Consider the following 26,494-nt stretch of genomic DNA (forward strand, 5'->3'; position numbering starts at 1 on the left):
GCGCGACGTGGAACAGACAGTGGAGTACGCCCCCGCGACGGGAGTGCTGAGCGGCATCTGGCTGCTCGTGGCCATCCCGCTCGCCAGCGCAGCGATCCTGCTGCTGCTCGGCAAGCGGGCCGACCGCTGGGGGCACTGGCTCGGTGTCCTCGCGGTCGCGGCCTCGTTCGTGCTCGGGCTGACCTTCTTCATCAACCTCGGTAGCCTCGACGCCGCGCAGCGGTCGGCCGAGCTCAACCTCTTCGACTTCATCGATGTCGGCGGGCTGAAGGTCGACTTCGGCCTGCTCTTCGACCCGCTCTCCGGGGTCTTCGTCCTGCTGATCACCGGTGTCGGCTCGCTGATCCACCTGTACGCGGTGGGCTACATGGAGCACGACCCCGGTCGGCGGCGGTTCTTCGGCTACTTCAACCTCTTCGTCGCGGCGATGCTGCTGCTCGTCCTCGGCGACAACTACGTGCTGCTCTACTTCGGCTGGGAGGGCGTCGGTCTGGCGTCGTACCTGCTGATCTCGTTCTGGTACACCAAGCCGTCGGCGGCGACCGCGGGCAAGAAGGCCTTCCTGATGAACCGGGTCGGTGACGCCGGCCTGGCCATCGCGGTCTTCCTGATGTTCGTCCAGCTCGGCACGGTGGACTACGCGGGCGTCTTCAACGGCGTCGCCGCGATGTCCTCCGGGACCGTCCTGGCGATGGGCCTGCTGCTCCTGCTCGGCGCGTGCGGCAAGTCCGGTCAGTTCCCGCTCCAGGCCTGGCTGCCGGACGCGATGGAGGGCCCGACCCCGGTGTCGGCGCTGATCCACGCGGCCACCATGGTCACCGCGGGCGTCTACCTGATCGCCCGGTCCAACCCGATCTTCACGGCGAACGAGACGCTGCAGCTGATCGTGGTCGCGGTCGGGGCGCTGACGCTGTTGATCGGCTGTGTCATCGGTTCGGCGAAGGACGACATCAAACGGGTGCTGGCCTGGTCCACGGTCAGCCAGATCGGCTACATGTTCCTCGGCGTCGGGCTCGGTGGGGCGGCGTACGCGCTGGCCATCGTGCACCTGCTGGCGCACGGCTTCTTCAAGGCGAACATGTTCCTGGGCGCGGGCTCGGTCATGCACGGCATGCACGACCAGGTCGACATCCGCCGCTTCGGCGCTCTGAGCACGAAGATGCGGATCACCTGGCTGACCTTCGCGACCGGCTGGCTGGCGATCATCGGCATCCCGCCGCTCTCCGGCTTCTTCTCCAAGGAGCCGATCATCGCGGCCGCGTTCGAGCGCGAGGAGACCTGGCAGGCCTGGACGTTCGGGATGGCGGCGCTGATCGGTGCCGGTCTGACCGCGTTCTACATGACCCGGCTCTTCGTGCTCACCTTCCACGGCCCGGCCCGCTGGACCGAGGAGAACGAGCACCCGCACGAGTCCCCGGCGATCATGACGATCCCGCTGATCCTGCTGGCGATCGGCTCGATCGGGGCCGGCTGGGTGATGAGCACCACGGTGCCGGACTGGCTCACCCCGGTCTTCGGCGCGGAGGAGGCGGAGGCGCACGGCGTCCTCTCGCACACCGTGATCACCGTGCTCTCCATCCTGGTCACCCTGCTCGGGGCGGGTCTGGCCTGGTCGCTGTTCCGCAAGGGCACCGCGCTCGAGCCGGAGCCGGCCGGGTTCGTGGTCACGGCGGCCCGCAGGAACCTCTACACCGACGCGTTCAACGAGGCGGTCTTCGAGCGTCCCGGCATCTACCTCACCCGGGCGCTGGTCTACCTCGAGGGTAGGGGCATCGACGGCCTGGTGAACGGGCTGGCGGCGGCGGTCGGTGGTGGCTCCGCGCGGCTCCGGCGGCTGCAGACCGGGTTCGTCCGCTCGTACGCGCTCTCCATGCTCACCGGCGCCATGCTCGTGGTCGGCGCCTTCCTCGCCATTCAGCTGGGGTGGTTCGCGTGACAGATTTTCCCTACCTGTCGATCCTCACGCTGTTGCCGCTGGCGGGGGCGATCGCGGTGGCCTGCATCCCACGGGAGAAGGCCGAGCTGGCCAAGCTGGTCGCGCTGATCTCCTCGCTGGTGACGCTGGTACTCAGCATCTTCATGTGGGTGGCGTTCAGCGTCGACGGCGACCGTTTCCAGTTCCACGAGTCGTACCCGTGGATCCCCGCCTGGGGTGCGAACTTCACCTTCGCGGCCGACGGCATCGCGCTGGTGATGCTGATGCTGATCACGGTGCTCTTCCCGGTGGTGATCCTGGCGTCCTGGCACGACGTGGACCAGGGCCGCCGGTCGGCGCCGGTCTACTTCGCGCTGCTGCTCTCCTTCGAGTTCACGATGATCGGGGTGTTCGCCGCGGCGGACGTCTTCCTCTTCTACGTGTTCTTCGAGATCATGCTGATCCCGATGTACTTCATCATCGGCTCCTTCGGCGAGGGCCAGAAGCAGTACGCCGCGGTGAAGTTCTTCCTCTACAGCCTGGTCGGCGGGCTCTTCATGCTGGCCGCGGTGATCGGGCTCTGGGCGGCCGGCGGGCACACCTTCGACTTCACCGAGCTGGCCGCCGCCGCGCAGTCGATCGACACGGACACCGCGCGCTGGCTCTTCGTCGGCTTCTTCGTGGCGTTCGCGATCAAGGCGCCGTTCTTCCCGTTCCACACCTGGCTGCCGGACTCCGGTGGCGCCGCTCCGGCGGGCGCGGCCGCGCTGCTGGTCGGCGTGATGGACAAGGTCGGCACGTTCGGCATCCTGCGGTACTGCCTCCCGCTCTTCCCCGAGGCGTCCCGCTGGTTCGCGCCGGCCGCGCTGGTGATCGCGGTCATCGGGATCATCTACGCGGCGCTCCTGGCGGTCGGGCAGAACGATCTGAAGCGGCTGGTGTCGTACACGTCGATCGCGCACTTCGGCTTCATCGGCATCGGCATCTTCGCCTTCACCACCCAGGCCGGTACCGGTGCGGTGCTCTACATGGTCAACCACGGCCTCGCCACCGGCCTGCTCTTCATCGTGGTCGGCATGTTCGTGGCCCGGCGCGGTTCGTCCCTGGTCAGCGACTTCGGCGGGGCGGGCAGGTTGGTCCCGGTGCTGGCCGGGGTGCTCTTCTTCGCCGGTCTGGCGTCGATGGCGCTGCCCGGCACCGCCCCGTTCGTCAGTGAGTTCCTGGTGCTGCTCGGCACGTTCAGCACCCACAAGGCGTACGCGGTGGTGGCCACCAGCGGCATCATCCTGGCCGCCGCGTACGTGCTCTGGATGATCCAGCGGACCACCCAGGGCACCCTCAATCCGGCCCTGGCCGAGAGGCCCGAGATGGCCAAAGACCTCACCCTGCGGGAGAAGGTCGTGGTCGCCCCGCTGATCGTGTTGCTCCTGGTGCTCGGCTTCTACCCGAAGCCGGTCACCGACGTGATCAACCCGGCGGTGCAGGCGACCATGCAGGAAGTCGGCACGACCGATCCGGCCCCGGCGGCGGTCGCCAACGGAAAGGCAGGCCGATAGCCATGGGCGAGCTCAAACTGCCCCCGATCGACTACGGCGCGCTGTCGCCCATGCTGATCCTCTTCGGGGTGGCCTGCCTCGGGGTGCTGCTGGAGGTGATCGTCCCGCGGAGGTCCCGCAACGCGGTCCAGCTGTCGCTGGTGCTGCTCGGGATCGTCGCGGCGCTGGTCGAGGTGATCATGCACCGGGACACCCGGGCGGTCACCGTCGGCGGCGCGGTCGCGGTGGACGGGCCGACGCTCTTCCTGCAGGGCGCGATCCTGCTGCTCGGGGTCGGCGCGCTGCTGCTGATCGGCGAGCGGACGGTCGAGGCGGGCGGCGCGTTCGTCGCCCAGGCGGCGATCGTGGTCGGTTCGGAGAAGGACGCCCGGCAGGCCGCGGGCCGGCCCGGCGCGACCGAGGTGTACCCGCTGACCAGCTTCGCGCTCGGCGGCATGCTGCTCTTCGTGGCGGCGAACGACCTGCTCACCATGTTCGTCGCGCTGGAGGTCTTCTCGCTGCCGCTCTACCTGCTCTGCGCGCTGGCCCGCCGCCGGCGTCTGCTGAGCCAGGAGGCCGCGCTGAAGTACTTCCTGCTCGGGTCGTACGCCTCCGCCTTCTTCCTCTTCGGCGTCGCCCTGCTCTACGGCTTCGCCGGCTCCGTCCAGCTCAGCGCGATCCACCAGGCGGTGGCGAGCCCGCAGCAGAGCCAGACCCTGCTCTACGCCGGCCTGGGTCTGCTCGCGATCGGCCTGCTCTTCAAGAGCGCGCTGGCCCCGTTCCACGTCTGGACGCCCGACGTCTACCAGGGTGCCCCGACGCCGATCACCGCGTTCATGGCGGCCTGCACCAAGGTCGCCGCCTTCGGGGCCCTGCTGCGGGTGCTCTACGTCGCCTTCGAGGGCGTGCGCTGGGACTTCCAGCCGGTGCTCGGCGTGATCGCGGTGCTCACCATGTTCGTCGGCGCGATCCTGGCGGTCACCCAGACCGACATGAAGCGCCTGCTGGCCTACTCGTCGATCGCCAACGCCGGTTACCTGCTGGTCGGCGTGCTGGCGCTCAACGAGGACGGCCTGAGCGGCACGATGTTCTACCTGGTGGCGTACGGCTTCTCGGTGCTCGCGGCGTTCGCGATCATCAGCCTGGTGCGGGACTCGGACGGCGAGGCCACCCACCTCTCCCGGTGGGCCGGTATCGGCCGGAAGAGCCCGCTGCTCGCCGGCGTCTTCACCTTCATCCTGCTGGCCTTCGCCGGCATCCCGCTGACCAGCGGATTCAGCAGCAAGTTCGCGGTCTTCGGGGCGGCCTGGGTGGGCGGCCAGGCCTGGCTGGTCATCTTCGGCGTGATCACCAGCATGCTGCTGGCCTTCCCGTACCTGCGGGTGGTCGTGCTGATGTGGCTCTCCGAGCCGGGCGAGAGCACCCCGTCGGTCTCCATCCCGGGCTTCCTCACCTCGGCCTCGCTGGCCCTCGGGGTGATCGTCACGGTGGTGCTCGGGGTGTCGCCGACCCAGCTGATCGACCTGACCCGGGAGGCGTCGCAGTTCGTCCGTTGACCGGTCGTCAATCACGGCAGATCAGTGGCCCCGGCATCCCGCCGGGGCCACTGTCTTTGTCCGGTTTCGTGCCCCCTGAGCCGGGAATACGTCCATCTAGGATCGGGCCGGCTCCGGGCGCTGGTCATGGAGCGCCGGCCGGTGAGCCGGAAGTACCTGGACTGGCCGATCACCAGGTTCACCGACGTCTATGCCGCCGCAGTGCTGACCGCCGTGGACGCGGACGGCGCACCGCTGCTGGTCCGGACGACGATCACGGCGGGCGCGGCCGGCTACCGCGTCGCGGTACCCGAGGGCGTCCCGGTCGCCGCGGGTCCGGCCGCCCTGCTGGTCCATCGGCACGACGACGCGCTCGCGAGCCTCCACAACGCCAACGTGCGGGGTGTCCTGGAGCACGACGGCGTGAGCCGGCTGCTGCGGCCGTCGCGACTGGTCGGGCCGGCGGGTGGCCGGAAGCCCGGGAGGCTCGAGCCGCTCCGCCTCGCCCGGGAGATGCGCGTCACGGCTCGCCGGTACCTGGAGCGCCGCGATCTGGCCCGTCCGGCCGTGCCCTGGGACGCATACCGGGCCATCCGGGCCGCCGTACCGAAGAACTGATCTTTCTGTCCGATTTTGGATCTTGTTGTGGACACCCCTGGGACTGAAACACTTCGGCGGGTATGGCATCGTGAACGCGTGGTGAGCACCGGTGATATGACGCTGTCGTCGCTGGGCCTCGACGTCGATCCGGCCATGGACGCGTCGGTGTCGGCGACGCTGGCCGCCGTGGAAGAGGCCCTGCACCACCACGTGGCGAGCGCCGACCCACTGGTGGCCGAGGCCGCGCGGCATCTCGCCGACGCGGGAGGCAAGCGGCTGCGCCCGATTCTGGTCGCTTTGGCCGCCCAGTTCGGCGACCCGGCCCGGCCCGAGCTCATCGACGCGGCCAACGTGGTCGAGCTGACCCACCTCGCGACGCTGTACCACGACGACGTGATGGACGAGGCCCCGGTTCGCCGGGGCACGCCCAGTGCCAACGCCCGCTGGGGCAACTCGGTGGCCATCCTGGTCGGCGACTACCTCTTCGCCCAGGCGGCGGAGCTGGCCGCCAAGCTCGGCACCGAGGCGGTGCACCTGCAGGCGCAGACCTTCTCCCGGCTGGTGCACGGCCAGATCGCCGAGACCGCCGGCCCGCGCGGCACCGACCCGATCGAGCACTACCTGCAGGTCATCGCGGACAAGACCGGCTCGCTGATCGCCACCGCGGCCCGGTTCGGCGGCCTGTTCTCCGGTGCGGCGCCGGAGCACGTCGAGGCCCTGGCCGGGTACGGCGAACTGATCGGCCTGGTCTTCCAGCTCTCCGACGACCTGCTCGACATCGCCTCCGAGTCGGACCAGTCCGGCAAGACGCCCGGCACCGACCTGCGCGAGGGCGTCCCGACGCTGCCGGTGCTCTACGCGCTGGCCGACGACGACGCCGACCCGTCCGCGGTCCGTCTGCGTGAGCTCCTCTCGGCCGGCCCGATCACCGACGACGACCTGCACGCCGAGGCGTTGACGCTGCTGCGCGAGTCCGCCGCCCTCAAGCGGGCCCGTGAGACCGTCCGGGGTTACGCCGAGGAGGCCCGTGCCCGCCTGGCCCCGCTCCCCGCGGGCGAGGCCAAGCGCGCGATGGAATCCCTCTGCGATTACATCGCCGATCGATCAAGCTAAATCCCTTCCGGTACGCGCTCCCCGCACCCGCCGCGCTCAAAAGGCGGCGTGACCACGGGGTCGCGGACGCCGTGCCCCCTCCCGGCCGTTGGCGCGCCTGCGGTCCTCGGCTGGTCCTCAGGGGTCCCTCAGGGCGTGTGAGGCACCCCTGAGGGCCAGCCAGGACCGGGAGCCGCGCTACGGCCCGGTGTGGCGGGAGAGCAGGCGGGAGCCGAAGAGCATCAGGGCGGCGGCGAGCACCATGGCGACGGCGGCGGTCGTCCACATCGCCGGATAGCCGGCGAGGTCGGCGACCGCGCCCAGGCCGAGCGGTCCGACGCAGCCACCCGCGTAGACACCGGTCTGCGTGATCGAGGTGGCGGCGGCGGGGGCCTGAGGGTGCAGGCGTACCACCGCGAAGTTCATCAGGCCCGGCCACGCCCAGCCGAAACCGAAGCCGAGGGTCACGCCGAGGAGCAGGGTGAGCTCGCCGGGGAAGGCCAGCAGGGCGAGCCCGGCGGCGCCGCACGCCAGCAGGGCCGCGATGGTGCCCACCTGACGGTCCGGGCGGGAGTCGGCCTGCCAGCCGCCGGTGAGCCGGGCCGCGGCGCAGATCGCGCCGCCGAGGGTCAGGGCCAGCCCGGCGGGGCCGGGGGCGATGCCGTGCCGTACGGCGGAGGAGACCAGGAAGGTGCTGAGGGCGTTCGCGGAGCCGGCCGCGAGGGTGGCGGCCACGCCGAGTACCACCAGGGCGCCGGTGGCCGGTCCGGACTCCCGGGACCGCCGCTGCACCGGGCCGTCGACCGGGACCAGCAGGATCGCGGCGGCGGACAGGACGGCGGCGAGGACGAACGCCCAGCGCCAGCCGACGGTCAGGGCCACCGCGGGTACCGCCGCGCCGGCCAGCAGCGTGCTGACCGGGATGGCGGCCTGCTTCACGCCGAAGGTCAGCCCCTGTCGATGGGCGGGTACGTGCCGGGACAGGCTGGTGTTGCTCGCGAGCTGCCCCATCGCGTTGGCGGCCGCCCCGAGGGCGAGGATCGCCAGGAGGCTCCACAGTGAACGCGCGCCGACCGCGACGGCGAGGAGCGTGGTGGCCGAGAGGGCGATGGCCGTACGCGAAACCGGTGTTGATCCGAATCGCTCGACGAGGGCACCGGCGGGCACCGAGACGAGCGCGCTGACTCCAAAGTAGGCGGACACGACGAGCCCGAGGCCGGTCGGCGAGAAATGGAGCTCGTCGCCGATCTGAACTGCCAGTCCACCGACGAGGAAGACCGGTATCGAAACAGAAATCGTGGTGGTCAGCGCGCCCAGTGTCGCCCGTACAGCGTTTCCGCTGGTCGTCGCGGTCGGCTGGGGGTGCGTCGGAGCGGTTGGCATCCCACGCAGAGTAAGCCGATTCGGGCACGATCGGACGCGGACAGTTCCATTGATCACACGCGCCGTGTAAATCGACCGTGATCCACATGCTTTTGGCATTCCGTCGACGGACGTTTCTTCATATGGTGTAAGTCCCTGGCCTCGGAGGTAGCTGTGCGTGACCCCCTAGCGGAGCCGTCAGATCTCATTCGGAGCGTGTCACGCGCGCTGCGGGTGCTCGAATCCGTCGGTCGTGCGCCACGCGGGTTGACCGTGAAGCAGATCGCCCGGCGCTGCGAGCTGACCGTCGCGACCACCTATCACCTGGTGCGCACGCTGGCCTACGAGGGCTACGTGATCCGTCGCGAGGACGGCACGTACATCGTCGGACTTGAGATCGCCGATCGGTATCGCGAGCTGGTGTCGGCCTTCCGCGGCCCGCCCGCGGTCGGCGACGCCCTGCGCCGGGCCGCGATAGATACCGGATACAGCCACTATCTCGGGCGGTTCGTGGGCGGTCGGATAGCCGTCACCGCGTCGGCCGAGGGTGCCCGGTCGCCGTTCCTGGACGACGTCGCCCCCGGCTTCGACGAGGGCGGGCACGCCACGGCGCTGGGGAAGGCGCTGCTGGCGACGCTCACCCCGGATCAGCGCTCTCGGTATCTGCGCGATTACGGAATGCGGTCGTTCACGCCCGCGACCCTGACCACTCCGGACACCCTGGAGACAGATCTCGCCGCCGGTGAACGCCGCGGAATGCAGATTGAGATGGGTCAATTCCGGCAGGGATTGGCGTCGGCCGCCGTGGTGGTCGTCGCGGACCGGGACATGGAGCGCCGGCTCGTGCTCGCCTGCTCGATGCCGGCCGCCGAGATGCTGACCTCGGCGCGCGTGGTCCGGGCCAAACTCACCGCCGCCGCGCGCAACGTGGCCGAGGCCCTCTCCGGCGGGGAGTCCGCGACCGCCTGAACTCCTGTTACCGAATCGCTACAGCTTGACATGCGGCTTTAAGAGTTCTTTGAACCTCCTCGGCGTGAATCGCGTACCACAGTGCGAACACAGGGCAGCCGGTTGGAGGCGGAACGTATGCGGTGCGAGGACGGGCACGACGACGCCGCGTACGTCCTCGGCGCGCTGTCGCCGGCGGAGCGCGCGGCCTACGAGAGCCATCTGGCGACCTGTTCGTTCTGCCGCGAGGCGGTGGCGGATCTCTCCCGGGTGCCGGACATGCTGGACCGGCTCGACGCGGACGAGTTCGTGCGACTACTGGACCCGTCCCTGTCGCCGCCACGTGGATCTCAACCCTTCTCCACGAGCTTTCCGGGTACGCGGCAGCCCAGGCCCGCACCCGTGCGCACCTTTCCGATCAGGTTGGTCAGCACGTTCGCGGCCGCGGTCCTGGTGCTCATCCTCGGGGGTGGGGTCGCCGCCTGGGTGATGCGCGGGGGTGACACGGACACCGGCCAGCTGACCGGACCCGCCGTGGCGATGACGCCGACGCAGGAGAAGTCGCCGATCAGCGCCACGATCCGGCTCAGCAGCACGGCCGGTGGCACCAAGGTCGAGATGACCTGCTCGTACAGCGACGAGGCGGAGAAGCCGTACACCTTCAAGCTGATCGCGTACGGGCCGGACGACGAGGAGGAGCAGCTCGGCTCCTGGGTCGCCCAGCCGGGCAGCGAGTCGAAGGTCCCCGGGGTCACCCACATCGCGATGACCAGCCTGGACCGGCTCGACCTGGTCCGCTTCGACGGCAAGGTCATGCTGACCTACAAGCCGCGGAGCTAGCCCGTGTTTCGGAACACGGGCTGGCCCGGCCGCCGAGACGGTCAGGGCTCGGAGCGGGTCAGGCCACCGAGCCGGCCGGCTCCTGGCGGTTCCGCCGCGCGGTGACGCGTGCCGTACGGAGGCCGTCGACGGTGAAGATGATCAGGGCGATCCAGACCAGGGCGAAACCGGCGAGCCGGGCGGCCGGCATCGGCTCGTGGTAGATCAGCAGGCCGCAGGCGAGCTGCAGGATCGGCGCGATGTACTGCAGGATGCCGAGGCCGACCAGTGGGACCCGGTTGGCGGCGCCGGCGAAGAGCAGCAGCGGGATCGCGGTGGCCACCCCGGCGAAGAGCATCAGGATCGTGTGCCCGGTGGAGACGTGCCCGAACTTCGCCCCGCCGTGCAGGTTCAGCCAGGTCAGGTAGGCCAGCGCGGGCAGCGCGAGCACCGCCGACTCGACGAAGAGCCCCTCGGCCGGCGGCAGCGACATCCGCTTCTTGATCAGGCTGTAGCTGCCGAACGAGACGGCCAGGGTCAGTGCGATGTACGGCAGCCGCCCGTAGTCGATCGTCAGGATCGCGACGGCCAGCACGCCGACGCCGACCGCCGCCCACTGCCAGGCCCGCAGGCGCTCGCCCAGCACGGTGACGCCGAGCAGGACCACGAGTAGTGGCGTTATGAAGTACCCGAGGGCCGTCTCCACCACCCGCGACGAGTTGACGCCGTAGATGTAGGTCGCCCAGTTCACGCCGATCAGCAGCGCGGCCGCGGAGATCCCGCCGAGCAGTCGTGGCGTGCGCAGGATCCGGATCAGGAAGGCCCAGTTGCGTGCGGCGGCCAGCAGGAGGGCGACGAACACCACGGACCAGATCACGCGGTGCGCCAGGATCTCGAGCGGCGGCGACGGCTGCAGCAGCTTGAAGTAGATCGGGAAGAACCCCCACAGCGCGTACGCCGTGATGCCGTACAGATATCCGCGCCGCTCGTCGCTCATGCCCTCACCGTAGGGTCGGGCATGAGCGACGGTCGTTGCATATGTTTCAGGTCACGTGACCAATCCGTACCCGGTGGCCTGCTCGGCCGGCCTAGTCGTCGCCATCCGGGACCAGGGCGTTCAGCACCCAGCTCACGATGCCGACCAGCAGCGCGCCGAGCACCGCGGAGGGCCAGAAGCCGTCCACGTGGAAGCCGAGGTCGAGCTGCCCGGCGATCCAGCTGGTCAGCAGGAAGAGGAGGCCGTTGACGACCAGCGCGACCAGGCCGAGGGTGAGGACGTAGAGGCCGCAGCCCACCGTCTTGATGATCGGCCGCAGGATCGCGTTGATCAGACCGAAGATCACCGCGACGGCGAGCAGCGTGCCGGCCTTACCGGCGGTCGTGTCGGCGGTGAGGTCGATGCCGTCGATCACCAGGGTCGTGATCCACAGTGAGACTGCGGTGATCAACAGTCGGATGATGATGCCCATGGCAGGGGATCGTGCCACGACCTCGCCACTGTCGGGTACGACACTCCGCGATCTTCATCCGCGGGCCCTCGAGATTCCGGCATATGACCGTCTATCTCTCGCCCGCCGCCTGTCTCCCGCCGCCTATCTCTCGTTCGCCGCTCCGAACAGGGCGCTCTCGATGAGGGTCGGTGCGAGCCGGGCCCAGCGGACGGTTCGGCGGTGGACGACCGCGACGAGCCCGGGGCGCAGGCGGGTGAGCAGCGCGGTGGCGGTGCCGAGTCCGAGGGCGGCGCCGAGCGGTTCCGCCTCGGCCGGGGTGAGGCGCTGGATGACCAGCAGATCGGCGCCGGCGGCCGCGGCGATGCTCGCGGAGGTGACGGCGTCCCGCACGATCAGCGTCGCCCGCCACGGTCCGGCCGGGTCGGCCCTGCCGCTCGGATCGGTCGCGTTCTCCGGGTCGTTCATGGTGCTCGGGTCGTTCATGGTGCTCGGGTCGGCCATGGTGCTCGGGTCGGCCATGGTGTTCGAGCCGGCCATGGTGTTCGGGGTGCTCGGGTCGGTCGCGTCCGGCGAGGTGGTGTGCGTTCGGTCGGGGGCGGCGTCGGTGGTCCGGTCGTGCACGATCAGGACCGGGTGGCGCGGCGAACCGGGCGGCGGTGGGTCGGTGGGGCCGATGATCAGGGCCTCGGCGGGGACCAGGGAGCGCCAGCGCCGGGGGTGCCGGGTGTGCACCCGGACCCGGGCGCCGATCGCCAGGGCACGGAACACCAGCAGGTGGGCGGTGCGGAGGTGGCCGATCAGGTGGACGCGGGTCGGGCGCGGGCCGAAGAGCGGGAGGAGGACCGGGGCGCCACCGCGGCCCAGGCCGATCACCAGGCCCGCGGGGATGTGGGGTGGCGGGTCGACCACCCCGGCGGCGCCGATGCCGAGGGGGAGGGTGGCGGCGAGTCCGGCGAGCTGTTCGCCGTCCCAGCGGTGCAGGGTGACGTGTTCCGCGGCGGCCAGCAGATTCAGGGCCTGGACGGCGGTTGCCAGGGCGGGCTCGTCGGCGGCGGCGAGGCGGATCAGGAGCGAGCCGGGGGAGACGCTCACCGTCGTGGCGGCGGCGGGCAGGGTGAGCAGCCGGGTGATCAGGTCGGGGGAGGCGGAACCGGGGCGGCACTGGAACGTCGTCTGCACGAGACCGCCGATGCGCAGGCTCGTCCAGCTCTCCGTGAGGCCGGTGTCGCCGTCCGCCTCTGCCTGGGCGGAGTGCGCGAGGGCTCGTACGATAAGAAAATCCGATAAAGGGGGAGCTGAGCGATAAGCCTGTTTGCGCACCAAGCCGGTCAATGATCGTCGAAGTTCGGCCTCGGTCCATCCCTCGGCGCGCGGCATCCGAACGGCCAGGATGGCGCGGGCGTGACCGGGAATGACATCGGCGTTGAGCCGGCGGTAGGAGGCGGCGATCGGGCCGTCGGCGCACTCCGGATCGGGCGCCGCGATCGCGCTGAGCAGGAGTTGGGTGTGGATCGGCGGTCTCGTGCGGCCGTCGTCGAGCAGCAGCGGCCTGAGCGGTGGCTGGCTGAGCGGTGGCTGGCTGAGCGTTGAGGGGCTGAGCGGTGGCGGGCCGATCTGAGTCGGTCTGACCGGTGATGGGCTGATCTGCGGTGGATTGTCGCCCAGGTCGAGGAGCATGGTGAGACCGAGGCGGTCGATCAGGATGCCGGCCGGGCCGCCCGGGAGCTCGGTGACGATGAGGCGGGTGCCGGGCGCGACGCGTTTCAGCAGGTCGGAGTGGGTGTGGCGGCGGCGCAGGGCGAAGCGGAGCGCGAGTGTCAGCCACTGGAAGGCCCAGCGGCCGCGCGGGCGCAGCCAGGTCAGCGCGATCGTCGTGGCGGCGCAGAACGCCGCCAACGGCAGGCCGTCGCCGAGGGCGACAGCGATGAGCAGGACCGCCACGGCCAGCTGCGTGGCGATCAGTTGATGGACGCGTACGACCGTGACGCGTCCACGATGGACCGAAAAGGTGACCACCTTCGCCCCCGCCGAGGACATCGACAGTTTCGCACCTCCCATCGTAAGCCGGGGTGGATATCCACAGGCCGGGGTTATCCACAGGCACTGTCGGCGCATCGGAGGCGGAGCTAGCGTCGAACCCGGGTCACCCGTAGCGGTCCACATCGGAGGTGCATCGGCAATGGTGACGACACGGGCCGAGTCCGCGGTGCTGACGGCCACCGCCGCGCGATTCGACGAGGTCGACGGCGCGCTGCAGGCGATGCTCGGCACGCTGATGGCGGAGTTGTCGGTGCTCGAGGGCTCCTGGCGAGGGCAGGGCGCGACCGCGTTCGAGCAGGTGAAGACGGAGTACGCGGCCGACCTGCGCAGGCTGAGCGCCGCACTCGCCGAGACGGCCGCGTCGATTCGGGCGGCCGGCGTGGGATACGAGGCCGCCGACGCGGGTGCGGCCGGCCGGGTGACGCGGGCCGGTGGCGGCCTGATCCTGCCCCTCTAATCCGTTTTACGAAGAAAGTCGGAAAGGGAGAAGTGGTGGACGACGGTCTCCTGCTCGTGAACTTCGGCGCTCTCCGGCAGGCGGGTGCTGACATCGACAAGGCGCTGACCACCCTGCGGGGCTCGCTGGACCAGCTCGAACGCGACGCGGCCCCGCTGGTCGCCGCGTGGGCCGGCCCGGCGCGGGAGGCGTATGCGGAACGGCAGGTCAGGTGGCGTGCGGCCTCGGTCGACCTGCAGAACATCCTGCACCGAATCAAGATCGCAATGGAGGAGTCGGCCCTCGACTACACCGACACCGAGCGGGCGGCCACTCAGCGGTTCCGGTGAACTTTCGGATGATTTGCGCGGCACGATCCGTGTAAAACCGGGGTCGCCCGATCGCGTGCTGCTTTGGGGGCTTGACGCGGCTACCATCGGTTGTTGGATCATTGCGCCGGGAATCAGCGCGTGCTTACTAAGCCGGTGTGAGCGTGGTCCGGGTGCCACCTGGACACAACTCGGCTGTTCACGCGCTGCCGCCCATTGTCATTACGGCCCGGGCTTGTAGGTTATACGCGTTGAGATGGCTCGTTCGCACGCGTGTGGGGAGAGGTGGACGTGTCCGAGTGGGAACCGGCTACGGACGCCGAGATCGCGATGCGCGATGCGCTGCGCACCGACGACCAGGAGTCCTATTTCCGCATTCTCGCCGGTGTCGACCTCCTGCTGCCGGTCTCCGCTGAGGCGCTGGCCGGTCTGGCCCCGCTCGGCTGGGGCACCTGGAGCACCGGTGGTCGCACCCATGTCCTGGCGTTCACGTCGCAGGAGGCGTTGCGGTCCTGTCTGTCCGACTACGCCGGCTCGGCGCGCCGGGTGCCGTATGCGGAGTTGGCCAACACCTGGCCGAACCTCGAGTGGTGGCTGGCGGTCAACCCCGGCCTGCCGATCGAGGGCTACCTTCCGGCCTGGTTCGTCGCCCAGCTGGCCCGGGGTGACCTGCGCCTGCCCACCCGCGGCCCGGGTCGTGAGCCACACGGCTCCAAGATTCAGGAGCTGGGCGCCGCCGCGCTCGCCGCGAACCGCGGGGGCCCGGGCGGCCCGGCCTATGACGACGATCTGCCCGCGCTGACGGCATCCGCGTACTCGTCCGACCCCGGCTCCGCCGCTTCCGGCTCGCCCGGTCCCGGCTCGTCCGCTCCCGGCTCGTCCGGTCCGGGTTCCTCTGCTTCCGGGTCGTCCGGTGACTGGGCTGGCCGGCCGTCGGCGGCGACCGGGCCGAACCCTGTCGTGCCGCCCGCTGCCGCCTCCGGTGGGCTGCCCACGCGTGGACCGTCGGCTCCGGCCGCGACCACCGCGAGCGGTCTTCCGGTGCGTACGCCCGGAACCTCCGATCTGTCCGGCCGCCCGGCCGAGTCCGCCCCGCCGCCCTATGGGGCCCCGGCCGAGACCGCTCCGCCGCCCTATGGGGCCCCGGCCGAGACCGCTCCGCCGGCCTACGCGCCGTCCGACTACGCGACCGCGCCGTCCGACTACGCGCCGTCCGCCTATTCGTCGCCGGGCGAGGGCGCGCCGTCCGCCTATTCGCCGTCGCCGTCGCCGTCGATGCCGTCGGCCTCGCCTCTGTCGTCGGCCTCGCCGAGTGAGGTTCCGTCCGCGTACCAGGCTCCGGCCGTGCCGCGTGACTTCCCGCCCGCCGCGGCGCCGGCTCAGGCGCCGGTGTCGGCCATGCCGGTCTCGTCCCTGCCCGTCTCCGGCCCCGCCGCGAACGCGGCCGGGAGTGGCCTGGCCACGCCCGGGTGGAACTCGGACTCGCTGCCGTTCGGGCCGGAGAACGATCCGCGCGGACCGCTGCAGGATCTCAAGGGTCCGCTGCCGGTGCGCACGCCGATGGCGAACACGCCGCCGGTGCCCGAGCACGTCAAGCCCTACGACCCGGACGAGGCGCAGGTCGACCCGAAGTGGGCGGCGATCGGTGGCGGTCGTCCCGACGCCTCGCCGTCGCCCTCCTCGGCGGCCGCGGCCTTCCCGGCCTCGGTACCGCCTTCTCCGGCCGCCTTCCCGGCCTCGGCGCCGCCCGCGGCGTTCCCGGCCTCCGCGCCGCCGGCCGCCTTCCCCGCGTCGGCCTCGCCCGCAGCCTTCCCCGCGTCGGCCCCGCCGTCGGCGGCCGACTTCCCGGCTGCCGCCTCCGCGGCGCCGCCCGCCGCTCCGCCGGCTCCTGCCCCGCCCGCTCCCGCACTGGGCGCCGGCGGCCTGAGCAGTGGCGGCCCGGGTCTGGGTGGCGGCTCGGCCGCCTCCGGTCTGCCGCGGCGGCAGCCCGGCTCCACCACCGGCGCCGGGCCGACCTCGTCGTTCTCCGGCTTCTCCAACGCGCGAACGAGCCCGGCCACCACGCCGTCCGCGCCGGCCTCGGGCTTCCCGGCGGCTCCGGCCGCGTCGGCCGCGGGTGTGCCTGCTGCCCCGGCCGCGGCTGCCCCGGCTGCCTTCCCCGGTGGCCCGGGCGCTCCGGGCACGGGATTCGGCCCGGCTTCGGGCTCGTCGAACTCCGGGTTCCCGCAGGGGCCGGCCTCTCCGCAGGCCGCGGCGGCTCAGGCGGCGCCGACCTCCGGTGCCGCGGCGCCGGGTGGACCGGGTAGCCCGCTTCCCCGTCGGCAGGTGACCCCGCCGTCGGAGCGGCCCGCCTCGATGGCCGCCGCCGCGCAGGCGCTGACCGGTGGGCGTACCCCGGCTCCGGACCCGGCCCTCACCCAGCGGATCACCGACCCGTCGCTCGCTCAGCGGGGTGCCGACCCGGCTCTCACGCAGCGCATCTCCGACCCGGCCCTGACCCAGCGGATCCAGGCTCCGGGCGTGGACCGGTTCGGGCCGTCCGGACCGGCGCCGAGCGTGACGCCGCGGATCGAGGGCGCCCGCCCCGGCCTGCTGCCCCCGGTCATCCCGGGTTCGGCCGGCGCCGACCGTGGCGAGCCGGTCTCCTCGGGGTACGGCCCGTCCGGTGCCCCGCCGTCCGCCTACGCCGCTCCGCCGCCCGGGCCCGCGTACGGGATGCCGCCGCAGGGCAGTCCGGCGGCGGCGTACGCCACGCAGTCGTACGCGACCCAGATCCTGCCCAGCTACAACGCGTCCACCGCCGCGGCTCCGGGCTCCGGGCTGGGCGTCGCGGGCTCGGCGACCGGGTCCGGCAGTGGCTCCGGCGCGCCGCAGAGCGACCAGGCGGTGGAGGACTTCACCCCGGCCAACGACGTGGAGCGCGAGCTCCGGGAGGCCGCGGACTCCGGGAACACCGACGTCTTCCTCTCCACGCTGCTGCTCGCGACGGTCCTCGTTCCGGTGGCACACCACTCCCGTCCGGGCAGCGCGCCCGGCGAGTCCGGGTTCGCGTTCCAGCCGGAAGAGGTGGACGGCGAGCGCATCCTGATCGTCTTCACCAGCAAGGACCGGCTCTCCGAGTACTACGGCGAGCCGACCCGCACGGTCGGTGCCCGGTTCTACGAACTGATCCGCAACTGGCCGGACGAGAACTGGTCATTCGCGGTCAACCCCGGTACCCCGGTGGGCGCGAAGTACCCCGGCACCCAGATCGTCGCGCTGGCCAGTTGGGCCGCCGAGGCCGGTCTCGGTGCCGATCCGATCGACGGCCCGCTCGCCGAGGGGGCGGCCGCCCCGGTGCCCGCGCCGGAGCCGGCCAGCGACGAGGCGCAGCACGCCACGGTGATGCAGAAGGCGATCGCGGCCGATCAGGTGGACTACTACCTGGACCGCGGGTACGACCGGGTCGCCGGCTTCGTGCACCGCGCCTCCGAGGTGGAGCACCTGCGCACCCCGGTCGAGCTGTTCGGCGCGCTCGGGCTCTACTACGACGAGTCGCCGTTCCAGCCGGACGCCAAGGAGGCGTTCGTGCTGCGCTGGCCGGCGTTCCGCCCGAGCCTCTACCGGATCCCGTACGGCGGTCAGAACGAGCAGGCGCTGCGCGCGATGGACGGCTGGGTGATCGAGCGCCCGCCGTTCCGCGGTAACGGTTTCGCCCCGGGCGAGGGCCGTGACGTGATCGCCGAGTTCAAGGTGGACAGCGTTCGGCTGCCGCACGGCGCCCAGCTGTGGCGCATCGACGCGGACGGGCACGAGCGGATGTTGGCGATCTTCGACGCGGACGGCCCGCTCTGGCGCCGGGTGGGTGAGCAGTGATGCGCGACGGCTACGTGGTGACCTGGCAGGGCCAGGAGTTCGAGGCGGCGCCGGACGGCGACAAGGTGCGGATCTACGCGAACCGCCCCGGTGACGGCTTCAGCGAGGTCAAGCCGGGCCGTTACGTCCGGGTGCTGGAGCCGGACGAGTACGACGAGATCGCGTACGTCCGGACCCTCTGCACCTGGCGTGGTGAGCCGTTCATCGTGCTGGCCGAGGCCGACACGTGGCTCCGTCTGGAGTACACCGGGGGCCGCGCCCCGGTCGCCCGCCGCCTCGGGCTGGAGGAGTTCGACTACGGCGTCTACCAGGGCTGGGCTCCCGCGTACGAGGTGCGGGACCTCTACGAGCACCGGGTCTGACCGGCGGCGCCCTCGACGACGTGGCGTACCCGATGGGTGGGCACGCCGGCGGCGGTGAGCTGGTCGGCCACCGGGCCGGCCGGATGGTCCAGGAAGACTGCCACGCGATGGTCGTCGCCCAGATGGCAGGCGGCGACGAGCGTGCCGAGGTTGATGGAGTCGAGTTCCGTCACGTCGGTGAGGTCCACGACCAGCCGTAACGGCCGGTCGTGGCGGATGGCGTGCACCAGGGTGCGCCGCAGTTCGACCGCCTCCGCGGCGCCGAGAGCACCGTGGGGCCGGACGACAAGAGTTCCGTCGGGGCTGGTGCCGACGTCTACCGTCGCGCCAGGCATCGTGAGACCTTCCGTTACCGGATCGTTTGCCGAGCCGCAAGGTTAGGGCGATCGATGGACCGGCGTCGAGGGTGACCCGGAAAAGTTCATCTGGTCACGGAGAGATCACGGTGAATGTTCAGGCCGGAGTCTTGAGCCACCGCAGGATCTCGCCGGTGACCACGTCGGGTCGCTCCTGGTGCAGGAAGTGCCCGGCGCCGGGCACCAGCCGCCACTCGTACGGCGCGGTCACGTAGCGTCCGGATCCCTGGGCCGTACGCGGCAGCACCGCGGTGTCCAGCGAGCCGTGCAGCTGCAGCGTGGGCATGCCGAGCGGCTGCTGCATCAGCTTGACGAACCGGTACCCCTGCAACCGCAGCGCGCTTCGGGCGACCCAGCGGTACGCCTCCAGCGCGCAGAACGACGCCTGCGGGATCTGCATGGCCTGACGGCAGCGGTACGAGTAGTCGGCGAACTCCGGGGTGGCCGCCCACTCCGGGCTGCTCCAGTGCTCCATCAGTTCGCCGATCAGCGCCGCGTCGTTCCTGGTCAGCACGTGTTCGTACCGCGGGACCTGGAAGCGCAGGATGGCCGAGGAGGCGGCGAACTGGCCGCGCGGATCGGCGAAGAGGGCCGCCCGCAGCCGCAGCGGGTGCGCCGCGCCGAGGACGACGAGACGGTTCACCAGCTTCGGGTGGAACGCGGCGGCGGCCCAGCCGACCATCCCGCCGGCACCGGCACCCACGATGGTCGCGGAGCGCTCGCCCAGCGCGCGGATCAGGCCGGTCACGTCGGCGGCCATGGTGTAGCCGTCGTAGCCCCGCGGCGGCTTGTCGCTGGCGCCGTACCCCCGAAGATCGATCGCGGCGGCCCGGAAGCCGGCGTCGGCCACCCGGGTCATCACGTCGTGCCAGGCCCACCAGAACTCGGGGAAGCCGTGCAGGAAGAGGACGAGCGGCCCGGTGCCGACCTCGGCGACGTGGAACCGGCTACCGTTGGCCCCGACGAACCGGTGTGTCCACGGCCCCTCTGCGAGCACCACCGAGTCGTCCATGCCGTCAGCCTAGGCTGAGGTGTCACGCGCGGCGCCGGGCACTCGGGAACACGGGCCGGATCACCCGATCGGTTCGGACGCGGTCATCGCCATCAGCGAGCCCGGGCCGCAGTAGATCTTCAGTCGGGTGGTCTCCAGTTTGACCTTCACGCGGTCGCCCTTGGCCAGCTCGGTGCCGGTGGCGGAGTAGAGCGCGTACCGGGTGCCGTCGTCGGCGGTGAGGCCGTAGCAGGGCCCGGAACCGCCCCGCGTGACCATGCCCGCCACCCAGCCGGTGTCCGGAAGGTTGTCGGTGGGCTCCCGGGGCGGCTTCTCGGTCAACGAGATGGTCGGAATCGGACTAGGACTGCTCGGGCTGCCCTGACTGCTCGGGGTGGTCGCGCTGGACGGCTCGAGTCCCGTCGCACAGGCGGCCAGGAACGCGCCGGTGCCGACCGCGATACCGATCAGATTCGTGGACCTCATGACTGCATCCTTCCGGCGTTTCGGTCCTGCTATGACGAAACGCGCCCGGTCTCGGTTCCCGTACCGGAGAAGGGGTGGGAATGGGTTGGGAAAAGGGCAGCGCCCGGGGAGTAGGGTCCCCGGGCGCTGCTGGTGGTGAGACCGGTCAGGAGACCTTCACCGTCATCGAGGTGCCGGCCTGCTGCACGACCGAGAGCTTGACGCCCACGGCCGGGAGCTTGACGCCCTGGTTCGGCAGCTCGTCGTAGTAGTACTTGTCCTTGTCGTTGAAGGTCGAGTCGCCGGAGAGCGGCTTGACCACCGACTTCACGCCGTTCAGGTGCAGCGTCATGCCGTCGGTCGGGTACAGGCTGAACGGAGCGTCGTAGACCTGGACCCGGGCACGCCACGGAACACCGGTGGGGTTGTTGAACGGCTTCGGGTGCGCGTCGATGTAGAGGTTCCGACCCGAACCCGGGTGCTCGTTGGTGTTGTTGTCGGCCTGGGAGGTGTCCCAGTACGACACGAGCAGGCCGGTCTGGTAGTTGTAGTGCTCCACCCAGTCCGGCTTGGTGCTCGCCCACCCGAAGTTGTACGGGCCGTACTGCAGGTACTTGTCGTACGACGTGTAGCTGCGGTACCCGGCGATGTAGTAGTTCGGGAAATCGCTGGTGACGCTGGAACCGACGATGCTGAAGCCGTCCGCGGTCCAGGTGGAGGTGCCCTCCGCGCCGTCCACGTCGACGGTCGCGCCGTCGGCCGTGACGGTCAGGTCGTCACCGAAGAAGCCACCCGCGGAGACGCCACCGTCGGTGACGTAGTGCAGGCGGAACTGGATGCTCTGGCCCGCGTACGCGTCCAGCGGCACCTCGACCGGCACCCAGGCGCCGTCCGACGAACCGGAGATCGCCGGGCTGCCGCTGCCGTCCGTGATGAACGGCGAGCCGCCCACCGTGCCGTCGATCCGGGTCCAGGTGGAGCCGTCGGTGGAGACCTCGGCGTAGAGGTAGTCGTAGTCGTCCTCGATCGAGTACCGGCCCTGCAGCGAGACGCTTCCGCTGGACTTACCGGTCAGGTCGATCGTCTTCGACAGCGAGACGTTCAGGTCGTCCGCGTTACCGGAGAAGAACTGCTTGCTGCCGTCGTACGGCGCACCCAGCTCGGTGGTGACCTCCTTGTCCGGGAGGTTGACCACGATGGCCTGCTTCTTCTTGGTGTTGTACTCCTGCGGCCCGAGCTCGACGGTCTTCTTCTGACCGGCGGTCACCGACTCGTAGTTGAGCCAGCCGAGCTGCAGCTTGTTCCAGGCACCGAGGTCGCCCGGGTGGGTGCCGATGGCCTGGTCGTTCTTGGCGCCGAGCCGGCTCTGCGCCATCAGCGTCCAGTACTCGTTGCTGTTGTCGCCGAGGCCGCTGGTGTCGTAGTCGTCCGGGAGGCCCAGGTCGTGGGTGTACTCGTGGACGAAGACGCTCAGGCCGCCGTTCTCCGGCTGGATGGTGTAGTCGCCGACCCAGAGGCCGGTGTCGCCGATCTGGGTGCCGCCCAGCAGGTTGCCGGCCGGGCCGGTCAGACCGGCGTCCGAGGCGTACGCGTACCAGCGGTGGCTCCAGATGGCGTCCTCACCCTGCTGCGGGTCACCGTCGGCCTGGTCGCCGCCGGCGTGCACGATCTGGAAGTGGTCGAGGTAGCCGTCCGGCTCGTTGAAGTTGCCGTCGCCGTCGTAGTCGTACCGGTCGTACTGGTCGAACGACGCGAGCTCGGCCTTGACGTCGGCGGCGCTGGCGCCCTCCGCGATCCGGTCCGCGTACCACTGGGTGACGGCGTCGCGGACCAGGGCCCACGTGTTGGAGCAGGTGCTGCTCGCGCAGACGGCCGGGTCGTCGCCGTTGGCGTCGGTCGGGTCGTCGTTGGAGCGGCCGTACCGGGCCTCGTTGTACTTGACCTTGACCCAGTCGGTGACCTCGCCGTCGACGCTGTAGCGGCCCGACGACTGGGTCTCGAAGTAGGTCTTGACCGACTCCACGTTCTTGCCGGTCCCGAAGTACAGGTTCCGGTAGTAGTCGGCCGAGTAGTCCGACTGCCAGATCGTGGAGTTGTCCGTCGAGCGGTCCGGCTCGGGGATGCTGTTGTGCACCGGACCGTCGAACGTGGCCGGACCCGCGGTGTCGGGGTCGGTGTCCTGGTCCGGGTACGACGGGTGACGCTCGTTGCCGAAATCGGTCAGGATGACGAAGATCTTGTCGGTCTTCTCGCGTGCCAGCTCGACGTACTGGTTCTTGCCCGGCTGGCCGAAGCCGCCGTTGCCGTACGTCTTGCCGAGGTTGACGACCTTGCTGCCGTTCTTCGTCTCGACCTTGGACTTGCCGCTTACGACCTGGGAGACGGCCTCCTCGCGGAGCGCACGGCGCTTCTCTTCGAGGGGGTTCGGCAGATCATCCTGCGGGGCGCTCTCCGCGGCTGTGACCGGCGCTGTATCCACCGCCGGTGCCGCCAGGGCAGCGGTCGGAGCCATCGCTCCGACGCTGGTCACCATCGCGGCGCCGAGTAGTCCCACGACCACCTTGCGCACTACGTTTACCTCCGTTTTTGCGGCCGGGCACGGTGTGCCGCGCCCAGCGTCAAACGGCCCCGGGGTTCGGGACTGTAGGTGAACGTATGCAAACAGACTGATGTTCGGGGAATGCAAAGGATATTGATGACCAACGGTTACCTGATATGCCCCGGCCATAACACCGTAACTGGCATAAGGGACAAAAGGCTGGCGACGCCTTCGCGCCACCAGCCTTTATCGATTTCGGTCAGTCTTCAGATTTGGCCGACTGCATCCCGGACGAGATCAGGTCCATCACCGCGGAGTCCTGCAGCGTGGTCACGTCGCCGAGCGACCGGTTCTCCGCCACGTCCCGCAGCAGCCGCCGCATGATCTTGCCGGAGCGGGTCTTCGGGAGCTCGGTGACCAGCATGATCTGCCGCGGCTTGGCGATCGGGCCGAGCGTCTTCGCCACGTGGTCGCGCAGGTCCTTGATCAGCTGCTCGCCGGCCTCGCCGTCGGTCGCCACGTTCCCGCGCGGGATGGTGAACGCGACGATCGCCTGGCCGGTCGTCGGGTCGGTCGCGCCGACCACCGCGGCCTCGGCCACCGACGGGTGCGAGACCAGCGCCGACTCCACCTCGGTGGTGGAGATGTTGTGGCCGGAGATCAGCATGACGTCGTCCACCCGGCCGAGCAGCCAGAGCGCGCCGTCCTCGTCCTTCTTCGCGCCGTCGCCGGCGAAGTAGATCCACTCGTCGCCCTGGCCCGCCCCGGCACCGAAGCGGGACCAGTACGTGTCCAGGAAGCGCTGGTCGTCGCCCCAGATGGTGCGCAGCATCGACGGCCACGGCTCGCGCAGCACCAGGAAGCCACCACCGCCGTTCGGCACCGAGGCGGCGGTGTCGTCGACCACGTCGGCGCTGATGCCGGGCAGCGGGGTCATCGCCGAGCCGGGCTTGGCCGCGGTCACCCCGGGCAGCGGCGAGATCATCACGGCCCCGGTCTCGGTCTGCCACCAGGTGTCGACGATCGGGGTGCGCTCGCGGCCGATGTGCTCGCGGTACCACATCCAGGCCTCGGGGTTGATCGGCTCGCCGACGCTGCCCAGGACGCGCAGCGAGGAGAGGTCGTACCCGGCGGGGATGTCGTCGCCCCACTTCATCATGGTGCGGATCAGGGTCGGCGCGGTGTACAGGATGGACACCTTGTATCGGTCGACGATCTGCCAGAAACGGTCACGGCCCGGGGTGTCCGGGGTGCCCTCGTACATGATCTGGGTGGCGCCGTTGGAGAGTGGGCCGTAGACGATGTACGAGTGCCCGGTGACCCAGCCGATGTCGGCCGTACACCAGTAGACGTCCGTCTCGGGCTTGAGGTCGAAGACCGCGTGGTGTGTCCAGGACGTCTGCGTCAGGTAGCCGCCGGTGGTGTGCAGGATGCCCTTCGGTTTACCGGTGGTGCCCGAGGTGTAGAGGATGAAGAGCGGGTGCTCGGCGTCGAAGGCCTGCGCCTTGTGCTCCGGGCTGGCCTGCTCGACGGTCTCGTGCCACCACTTATCCTTTTCGGTCCAGGCGACGTCCTGGCCGGTACGCCGAACCACCAGCACGTGCTCGATGCTCGAACAGCGCGCCACGGCCTCGTCCACGGTCGGCTTGAGCGCCGACGGCTTGCCGCGCCGGTACCCGCCGTCCGCGGTGATCACGACCTTGGCGTCGGCGTCCTGGATCCGGGTGGCGAGCGCGTCGACCGAGAAGCCACCGAACACCACGCTGTGGGTGGCGCCGATCCGGGCGCAGGCCAGCATCGCGACCGCGGCCTCCGGGATCATCGGCAGGTAGATCGCGACCCGGTCACCCGCGGCGACACCGAGATCGGTCAGCGTGTTGGCGGCCTGGGAGACCGATTTCAAGAGTTCCGCGTACGTCACCGCCCGGGTGTCGCCGGGCTCGCCCTCCCAGTGGATGGCGACCTTGTCACCGTGGCCCGCCTCGACGTGCCGGTCGACGCAGTTGTAGGCGACGTTGAGCTCGCCGCCGACGAACCACTTCGCGAACGGGGGGGTCGTCCAGTCCAGAATCTGGTCCCAGGGCTTCGCCCAGGCCAGTCGCCCGGCCTGCTCGGCCCAGAACGCCAGCCGGTCCGACCCGGCCTGCTCGTACGCCGCGGCCGTCACGTTGGCGGCGGCGGCGAGGTCGGCGGGCGGTGGGAACTGCCGTGTCTCCGAGTACAGATTCTCCAGTGTCTCGCTCATGAGGGCGGCTCCTCTGCCAAGGCCGGTTTCACTCTTCGTTGCACACTAGTTCTGCCGGAGGGCCCGGCGAAGGGTTGCTGCGCAGGGGCGCGCCGGATGGTCCCGGATGCGCGCCGACTGACGTCTCTATGATCGGTACTGCGCGAATCTTGCCAGTTGCGCTCGTCTTTGTGCACCCCATGTTTCGTGAGTCTTACGGGTTACCGTGTGCGGTGTGGATCCACTAGCACCCCTGCTCGACCTCGCCGACGTCGCGCCCGCCCTGAGCCAGGCCCGTGAGGCGGTCGACGCCGCGATGCGGCACCGCGCGCTGCGCCGGAACGGCGGCCAGGTCGCCGCCGAGGCGAGCCTGCGCGCCGCGGTCGCCAGCGCCGCCCTCGACGGCAGCCGGTACGAGCTCGACGACGTCCGGGCCGGCACGATCACCGACCCGGTGGTCCAGGGCGCCCTGCGCGTCGCCGAGGCCCTCGGCGGACTGGTCGACCTCTGGCCCCGCGCGCCCCGGCAGGTCCTGGCGAAACTGCACGTCCTCGCGGCCCGTGGCGTCGTCCACGACCACGACCTGGGCCGCCTGACCGCGGGTGCCTCCGCCGGTCCCTCTGCCGCCGGTGCCCCAGGCGCCGCCGGTTCGCACTCCGCCGCGGGTTCGCTCTCCGCCGCCGCCCTTGCGGAACGCATCGACGGGCTGGCCGGGCTGGTCGCCGGCAACGAGACCACGCCGCCGCTGCTGCTCGCCGCGATCGTGCACGCCGAACTGCTCACCCTCCGGCCGTTCGCGGGCCCTTCCGGCGTGGTCGCCCGGGCCGCGGCGCGCCTCACGCTGATCAACCGGGGATTCGACCCGCGTGGCCTCGTCGTGGTCGAGATCGGTCACCTCTCGCGCGAACCGGAGTACGTCGGCAGCTCCGGCGCGTACGCCACCGGCACACCGGACGGTGTCCGATCCTGGCTACGGCACTACGCCGCGGCGATCACGGCCGGTGCCGGGGAAATCACGGCGATCGGCGACGGCGTCCTGGCGGCGGTCTGAGCACGGGCATACTTTTCGGGTGGCCGACAATTGGGTTCGCCCGTACACGCCCGGCTCCGGCCGATGGCTGGTGATCGCCTGGGAGGCGGTCGCACTCGCGCTGCTGACCTGGGCGACCATCCGTCAGTTCGAGCTGATGGGGCACGGAGTCCGGGTGGTCTCCGGGATGCTCGCGGCGATCTGGGTGCTCGGCGCGTGGCGGATTCGGGAGCTGGGCGTCTACGTGGGCCCCGACGGCGTGCTGATCCGGGGCCTGCTGCGCTCCCGTGCCGTGCGGTGGCGCGACATCGCGGCCGTGCGGTTGCACCGGGCCACCCACAAGCTCGGCCCGTGGGAGATCCAGAGCGGCATGACCGTGCTGCTGGACCGCCACGACGGCGGCACGGTCAACACCGAGCTCTGGGCTCAGGGCGTCGACTTCCACTCCCGCCCGACCCTGTTCCGTGCCGTCTACCACGAAATCCGCAACCGCCACCACGCCGCCGCGGCCTGACCGGAACCTGTCAAGTCAACTGAGACAGTTTCTTGATTTTGTTTAGCTTTGTGCTGGTGGAAGGCTCGTCGCCGTTGTGATGGTGGCCTGGCCGGG

General features: G+C 70.6%; 22 protein-coding genes. 13 read left to right on the forward strand and 9 right to left on the reverse strand.

Annotation, left to right across the window (positions count from 1 at the left end; genetic code table 11):
* Positions 1–7: 7 nt before the first annotated feature.
* The 5 genes from nuoL to AB0M08_RS31960 all read left to right on the forward strand — a co-directional run bounded on the left by nuoL (position 8) and on the right by AB0M08_RS31960 (position 6,698).
* Positions 8–1,936, forward strand: coding sequence for an NADH-quinone oxidoreductase subunit L (gene nuoL, locus AB0M08_RS31940; RefSeq protein WP_364501295.1), 1,929 nt, complete (start codon positions 8–10; stop codon positions 1,934–1,936).
* Positions 1,933–3,471, forward strand: coding sequence for an NADH-quinone oxidoreductase subunit M (locus AB0M08_RS31945; protein ID WP_364501298.1), 1,539 nt, complete (start codon positions 1,933–1,935; stop codon positions 3,469–3,471). The genes nuoL and AB0M08_RS31945 overlap by 4 nt, the downstream gene beginning before the upstream one ends.
* Before the next feature lie 2 nt (positions 3,472–3,473).
* Positions 3,474–5,006 carry an NADH-quinone oxidoreductase subunit NuoN gene (nuoN, locus tag AB0M08_RS31950; protein ID WP_364501301.1) on the forward strand — a complete coding sequence of 511 codons (1,533 nt, stop codon included), beginning with the start codon at positions 3,474–3,476 and terminating at the stop codon, positions 5,004–5,006.
* Between the two features lie 141 nt (positions 5,007–5,147).
* Positions 5,148–5,603 (forward strand): hypothetical protein, encoded by a 456-nt coding sequence (locus tag AB0M08_RS31955; protein WP_364501302.1) that lies wholly within the window; start codon positions 5,148–5,150, stop codon positions 5,601–5,603.
* Positions 5,604–5,738: 135 nt separating this feature from the next.
* The gene (locus AB0M08_RS31960) at positions 5,739–6,698 is read left to right on the forward strand and encodes a polyprenyl synthetase family protein (RefSeq protein WP_364501361.1); all 960 of its coding nucleotides are present in this window, start codon (positions 5,739–5,741) and stop codon (positions 6,696–6,698) included.
* Between the two features lie 177 nt (positions 6,699–6,875).
* Here AB0M08_RS31960 and AB0M08_RS31965 read toward each other — a convergent pair whose 3' ends face one another.
* Positions 6,876–8,060 (reverse strand): MFS transporter, encoded by a 1,185-nt coding sequence (locus AB0M08_RS31965; RefSeq protein ID WP_364501305.1) that lies wholly within the window; start codon positions 8,058–8,060, stop codon positions 6,876–6,878.
* Positions 8,061–8,213: 153 nt separating this feature from the next.
* Here AB0M08_RS31965 and AB0M08_RS31970 point away from each other — a divergent pair, with 153 nt between their 5' ends.
* Together AB0M08_RS31970 and AB0M08_RS31975 are read left to right on the forward strand one after the other, a co-directional pair.
* Positions 8,214–9,008, forward strand: a complete 795-nt coding sequence (locus AB0M08_RS31970) for an IclR family transcriptional regulator C-terminal domain-containing protein (protein ID WP_364501307.1) — start codon at positions 8,214–8,216, stop codon at positions 9,006–9,008.
* 117 nt (positions 9,009–9,125) lie between these two features.
* Positions 9,126–9,827: a zf-HC2 domain-containing protein gene (locus tag AB0M08_RS31975; RefSeq protein ID WP_364501310.1), complete on the forward strand. Its 702-nt coding sequence runs from the start codon at positions 9,126–9,128 to the stop codon at positions 9,825–9,827.
* A gap of 58 nt (positions 9,828–9,885) precedes the next feature.
* Here the strand turns inward: AB0M08_RS31975 and rarD are convergent, their stop codons facing one another.
* From rarD to AB0M08_RS31990, 3 genes are all read right to left on the reverse strand, one after another.
* Positions 9,886–10,803: an EamA family transporter RarD gene (rarD, locus tag AB0M08_RS31980; RefSeq protein ID WP_364501313.1), complete on the reverse strand. Its 918-nt coding sequence runs from the start codon at positions 10,801–10,803 to the stop codon at positions 9,886–9,888.
* A 91-nt stretch (positions 10,804–10,894) separates the two neighbouring features.
* Entirely contained in the window at positions 10,895–11,275 is a 381-nt protein-coding gene (locus AB0M08_RS31985) for a phage holin family protein (RefSeq protein WP_364501316.1), read from the reverse strand.
* A 123-nt stretch (positions 11,276–11,398) separates the two neighbouring features.
* Complete coding sequence (locus AB0M08_RS31990) at positions 11,399–13,294, reverse strand: hypothetical protein (RefSeq protein ID WP_364501319.1); 1,896 nt, start codon at positions 13,292–13,294, stop codon at positions 11,399–11,401.
* A gap of 142 nt (positions 13,295–13,436) precedes the next feature.
* On the opposite strand from AB0M08_RS31990, the gene AB0M08_RS31995 reads away from it, so the two are divergent.
* The 4 genes from AB0M08_RS31995 (at position 13,437) to AB0M08_RS32010 (ending at position 18,279) form a co-directional block, all read left to right on the forward strand.
* Positions 13,437–13,754: a WXG100 family type VII secretion target gene (locus tag AB0M08_RS31995; RefSeq protein WP_364501321.1), complete on the forward strand. Its 318-nt coding sequence runs from the start codon at positions 13,437–13,439 to the stop codon at positions 13,752–13,754.
* A gap of 35 nt (positions 13,755–13,789) precedes the next feature.
* On the forward strand, positions 13,790–14,083 hold the full coding sequence (locus tag AB0M08_RS32000; protein WP_364501324.1) for a WXG100 family type VII secretion target: 294 nt from the start codon (positions 13,790–13,792) through the stop codon (positions 14,081–14,083).
* 270 nt (positions 14,084–14,353) lie between these two features.
* Positions 14,354–17,917: an SseB family protein gene (locus AB0M08_RS32005; RefSeq protein WP_364501326.1), complete on the forward strand. Its 3,564-nt coding sequence runs from the start codon at positions 14,354–14,356 to the stop codon at positions 17,915–17,917.
* Complete coding sequence (locus tag AB0M08_RS32010; RefSeq protein WP_364501329.1) at positions 17,914–18,279, forward strand: hypothetical protein; 366 nt, start codon at positions 17,914–17,916, stop codon at positions 18,277–18,279. The genes AB0M08_RS32005 and AB0M08_RS32010 overlap by 4 nt, the downstream gene beginning before the upstream one ends.
* On the opposite strand, the gene AB0M08_RS32015 is transcribed toward AB0M08_RS32010, so the two are convergent.
* From AB0M08_RS32015 to acs, 5 genes are all read right to left on the reverse strand, one after another.
* On the reverse strand, positions 18,261–18,614 hold the full coding sequence (locus AB0M08_RS32015) for an STAS domain-containing protein (RefSeq protein ID WP_364501332.1): 354 nt from the start codon (positions 18,612–18,614) through the stop codon (positions 18,261–18,263). The genes AB0M08_RS32010 and AB0M08_RS32015 overlap by 19 nt on opposite strands.
* A 118-nt stretch (positions 18,615–18,732) precedes the next feature.
* Positions 18,733–19,647 carry an alpha/beta hydrolase gene (locus tag AB0M08_RS32020; RefSeq protein ID WP_364501335.1) on the reverse strand — a complete coding sequence of 305 codons (915 nt, stop codon included), beginning with the start codon at positions 19,645–19,647 and terminating at the stop codon, positions 18,733–18,735.
* 60 nt (positions 19,648–19,707) lie between these two features.
* On the reverse strand, positions 19,708–20,112 hold the full coding sequence (locus tag AB0M08_RS32025) for a hypothetical protein (RefSeq protein ID WP_364501338.1): 405 nt from the start codon (positions 20,110–20,112) through the stop codon (positions 19,708–19,710).
* A gap of 145 nt (positions 20,113–20,257) precedes the next feature.
* A complete protein-coding gene (locus AB0M08_RS32030; RefSeq protein WP_364501364.1) occupies positions 20,258–22,645 on the reverse strand; it encodes an immune inhibitor A domain-containing protein in 2,388 nt (795 codons plus the stop codon).
* A 244-nt stretch (positions 22,646–22,889) separates the two neighbouring features.
* Positions 22,890–24,875 carry an acetate--CoA ligase gene (acs, locus tag AB0M08_RS32035; protein WP_364501341.1) on the reverse strand — a complete coding sequence of 662 codons (1,986 nt, stop codon included), beginning with the start codon at positions 24,873–24,875 and terminating at the stop codon, positions 22,890–22,892.
* A gap of 214 nt (positions 24,876–25,089) precedes the next feature.
* On the opposite strand from acs, the gene AB0M08_RS32040 reads away from it, so the two are divergent.
* Positions 25,090–25,905 (forward strand): oxidoreductase, encoded by an 816-nt coding sequence (locus tag AB0M08_RS32040; RefSeq protein ID WP_364501344.1) that lies wholly within the window; start codon positions 25,090–25,092, stop codon positions 25,903–25,905.
* A gap of 19 nt (positions 25,906–25,924) precedes the next feature.
* On the forward strand, positions 25,925–26,398 hold the full coding sequence (locus AB0M08_RS32045; protein WP_364501347.1) for a PH domain-containing protein: 474 nt from the start codon (positions 25,925–25,927) through the stop codon (positions 26,396–26,398).
* The last annotated feature ends 96 nt before the right edge of the window (positions 26,399–26,494 follow it).

Origin of the sequence: Actinoplanes sp. NPDC051851 (assembly GCF_040681165.1) — a bacterium.
In the GTDB taxonomy this organism is placed as follows: domain Bacteria; phylum Actinomycetota; class Actinomycetes; order Mycobacteriales; family Micromonosporaceae; genus Actinoplanes.

What these genes read in the sequence shown, in the direction of transcription:
- nuoN (WP_364501301.1), top strand. Translation starts at nt 3,474, where the DNA reads ATGGGCGAGCTCAAACTGCCCCCGATCGACTACGGCGCGCTGTCGCCC.
- AB0M08_RS31960 (WP_364501361.1), top strand. Translation starts at nt 5,739, where the DNA reads ATGGACGCGTCGGTGTCGGCGACGCTGGCCGCCGTGGAAGAGGCCCTG.
- AB0M08_RS31965 (WP_364501305.1), bottom strand. Translation starts at nt 8,060, where the DNA reads ATGCCAACCGCTCCGACGCACCCCCAGCCGACCGCGACGACCAGCGGA.
- AB0M08_RS31975 (WP_364501310.1), top strand. Translation starts at nt 9,126, where the DNA reads ATGCGGTGCGAGGACGGGCACGACGACGCCGCGTACGTCCTCGGCGCG.
- rarD (WP_364501313.1), bottom strand. Translation starts at nt 10,803, where the DNA reads ATGAGCGACGAGCGGCGCGGATATCTGTACGGCATCACGGCGTACGCG.
- AB0M08_RS31985 (WP_364501316.1), bottom strand. Translation starts at nt 11,275, where the DNA reads ATGGGCATCATCATCCGACTGTTGATCACCGCAGTCTCACTGTGGATC.
- AB0M08_RS31990 (WP_364501319.1), bottom strand. Translation starts at nt 13,294, where the DNA reads ATGTCCTCGGCGGGGGCGAAGGTGGTCACCTTTTCGGTCCATCGTGGA.
- AB0M08_RS31995 (WP_364501321.1), top strand. Translation starts at nt 13,437, where the DNA reads ATGGTGACGACACGGGCCGAGTCCGCGGTGCTGACGGCCACCGCCGCG.
- AB0M08_RS32015 (WP_364501332.1), bottom strand. Translation starts at nt 18,614, where the DNA reads ATGCCTGGCGCGACGGTAGACGTCGGCACCAGCCCCGACGGAACTCTT.
- AB0M08_RS32020 (WP_364501335.1), bottom strand. Translation starts at nt 19,647, where the DNA reads ATGGACGACTCGGTGGTGCTCGCAGAGGGGCCGTGGACACACCGGTTC.
- AB0M08_RS32025 (WP_364501338.1), bottom strand. Translation starts at nt 20,112, where the DNA reads ATGAGGTCCACGAATCTGATCGGTATCGCGGTCGGCACCGGCGCGTTC.
- acs (WP_364501341.1), bottom strand. Translation starts at nt 24,875, where the DNA reads ATGAGCGAGACACTGGAGAATCTGTACTCGGAGACACGGCAGTTCCCA.